We start from the raw sequence: 2,617 nt of genomic DNA on the forward strand, positions 1-2,617 counted from the left end.
TGGTCGCACGCAAGGGCAAAAAATCTGCGCAGTTCTCGTCCATGAAGGGTGTGTCCATTAAAAAACCGTGGACACATCCTGCGCTGTTTTCAGCTCAGGATCTATGTGAGGAAAAACTACCGCTTACTATCAACCGCGTGTTAACGACTGTTGATCTTCAGGGGCGCAGTACCGTCGCCGTCGAAATGATGGAGGAACTTATGGCGATTTCGGGAGTGTCGTTGAGACGTATGGTCCAGGACTGGCTGGCACCCGACCCGAGGAGAGGATTTCGAGTCAGCCATTACGGACGGTACGGGACGTTATGTTTCGCGCGCGAATATTTCGCCGGTGGCCTGACCTTGCCGGGCGCGCTCAAGGCCACCGCCATCCTGTTTGACCGGAAGGACGCCCTGCATGACGTGTTCTTCCGTTCACATTTCGGTGTGACGGTCGGCCGGTACCCGAGGCACTATTTTCCTTCGCCGGTGGCGTTGCTCAATGCGATCCTAGACGATCTCGGCTATGGGCTGGTGCACGCCGTGCCCTTGGCTGATACACCTTCGGTGGCCGCTGCCGGCGAGGCACCCACAGTCCGGCGTCCGTCATGAGCTTCCTCACCGTTTCCTTCGCCAGCCGCAGGCCGTGGCATTCCCACAGCTTCTCGGCAGCCAGCGTCGGTCCAAAATCGGCGTAACGGTCCCGGATAATCGTCAGCGCCCGTCGGGCCAACTCGACATCCAGTCGGCGATTCCCGGGGCGACCGCGCTTGCGCGACGTCAGCCCGGTCGCGCCAGATTCCCGGTACCGGATCACTAGCCGCTCGTGCGCCTCAACCAGGGCAGGAATCGGACATCACTAATGAGCCAGAAGGGGGTGCGGCGGAATTCTTGGACGGGTTTATGTCGTCAGCCCGAGGCTCTCCCGGTATTCAATCGGACTGAGTGCGCCAAGCGAGATCTTGATCCGTTTCTCGTTGTACCAGCGAATGTACGAGTCAACGACCTCGATGAACTGGTCGGTGCTGACGGTCTGCCAGTCCCGCGAGTAAAACAGTTCCGTTTTCAGCCGTCCAAAGAATCCTTCGCACGCTGCGTTATCGGGCGAGCAGCCCTTGCGCGACATTGAGCGAATCAGCCTTGCCTCACGTATCCGGGCAAGCCAGCCTGGCCAGCGATAGTGCGCACCGCGATCTGAATGGACAACAGGTCGGCTGTCGCTGCTGCCGATTGCTTCGATGGCGGCATCGAGCATCGTGTTTACGAGTTCGGCGTCTGGTCGCGTACCGATCGACCAGCTGATCACAAGCCCATCGAAGCAATCAATAACTGGCGACAGATAGACTTTGCCAGCAGGAATCTGGAACTCGGTGATGTCTGTGAGCCACTTTTCATTCGGTGCTGCGGCACGGAAATCCCGGTTGATAAGGTTCTCTGGAGCCGGACCTATTTCTCCAGCGTAGGAGCCGTATCGACGTCGCCTCGTTGTGGCCGCGCTTAGCTGCTCCTGCTTCATCAAGCGCCGAACGACCTTCTCCGAGATGAAGACTTTCTGCCTGCCAAGTGCCGCCCGCACCCGGCGATATCCGTAGCAGCGGTGGTTCAATTCAAAGATATCTGCGATGGCACTGCGTACACCCGCATACTTGTCGGCAGCCTGTATCCGCGCCCGGTGATAGAAGTAGGAGCTACGGGCGAGCCCCAATTCAGCCAAAAGCTCCGGCAGCGTGTAAGTCTGTTTCAGGGCATCAACCAGCGCCGTCTTCTCCCGATTCGTCAGGAGTTGCGGGTTGACGCCCTGGCCTTTTTTTAATATTTCATTGGCCTTCTTCAGAATGTCGTGTTCAATCTGGAGCTTCCGGATGTCTCGTCGGAGTGATTCGACTTGCTGCTCCAGCGTCGCTTTCTCGGAGCTCTGCGGCGGATCGTTGCGGCGTGTCATGGCTGAAGCAGCCTCCTGACCGAGTAACCGATCTCTCCAGTTGTACAACGTTGGCCGGCTCACGCCAATCCTTTTAGCAACTTCCTCCGCGCTTTCTCGTCGAGTGCACAGATCGATGACCGCTGTCTGCCTGAGCTCCGGTGCATACCGAATACCCGAAGCCTTCCCGAGAACGCGCTTCTTTCGCTCAGGATGCAGCTCGTCGAGCCAGGCGACGAGCGTCCCGCGTCCCGGATATCCCAAGGCCTTTGTCGTTACTGCCAGACACTGGCCATGGCTCATATAGTGGTCTGTAGCCGCTTTTTTTTGTTCCGCCGAATAGCGCGGCCTCAAGCAGATACGTTCCTTCGGCAAATCCAGACATCGCTCGTACGTGTGATACCAACGTTCGAGCGATTTCGTTGTGGGATAGCCTAACTGACGAACCGTCGCGGTGAGGCGCTTTCCAAGCTTCAAGTAGAGTTTGACCGCTCGGATGCGTTCTTCGTATGAATACATGGACCAGCTCCTAATAGTCCAAGAATTCCGCCGCACCCCCAAAGCGGACACTACAACTTAGCCCGTACAACATAATGTCAAAGCCATTTTCAGATGTCGGGGTCCCGGCTAAATACAGATGTCGGGGTTGAGGTTGGTTCTGGGTGTGGTTGTTTTGTAGTCCTTTATATCTATCTGGAGGGGGTTTTTAGCACCGAGC

Annotated in this window: 1 protein-coding gene and 2 pseudogenes; 1 reads left to right on the plus strand and 2 read right to left on the minus strand. The window is 57.1% G+C overall.

The annotated features are described in order from the left end of the window. Positions 1-590, plus strand: a pseudogene (locus AB4Y44_RS42135) (hypothetical protein); the annotation flags it as partial. Here the strand turns inward: AB4Y44_RS42135 and AB4Y44_RS42140 are convergent. Further along, a pseudogene (locus AB4Y44_RS42140) lies at positions 526-804 on the minus strand (helix-turn-helix domain-containing protein); the annotation flags it as partial. The pseudogenes AB4Y44_RS42135 and AB4Y44_RS42140 sit on opposite strands and share 65 nt — an antisense overlap. Before the next feature lie 75 nt (positions 805-879). Continuing rightward, positions 880-2,418, minus strand: a complete 1,539-nt coding sequence (locus AB4Y44_RS42145; protein WP_069264554.1) for an IS3 family transposase — start codon at positions 2,416-2,418, stop codon at positions 880-882. Positions 2,419-2,617 lie beyond the last annotated feature (199 nt).

The organism is Paraburkholderia sp. BR10937, assembly GCF_040965695.1.
Taxonomy (GTDB): Bacteria; Pseudomonadota; Gammaproteobacteria; order Burkholderiales; family Burkholderiaceae; genus Paraburkholderia.

Bases quoted from the DNA above. Each gene is read 5' to 3' on its own strand.
- AB4Y44_RS42145 (WP_069264554.1), bottom strand. From the start codon at position 2,418: ATGTATTCATACGAAGAACGCATCCGAGCGGTCAAACTCTACTTGAAG.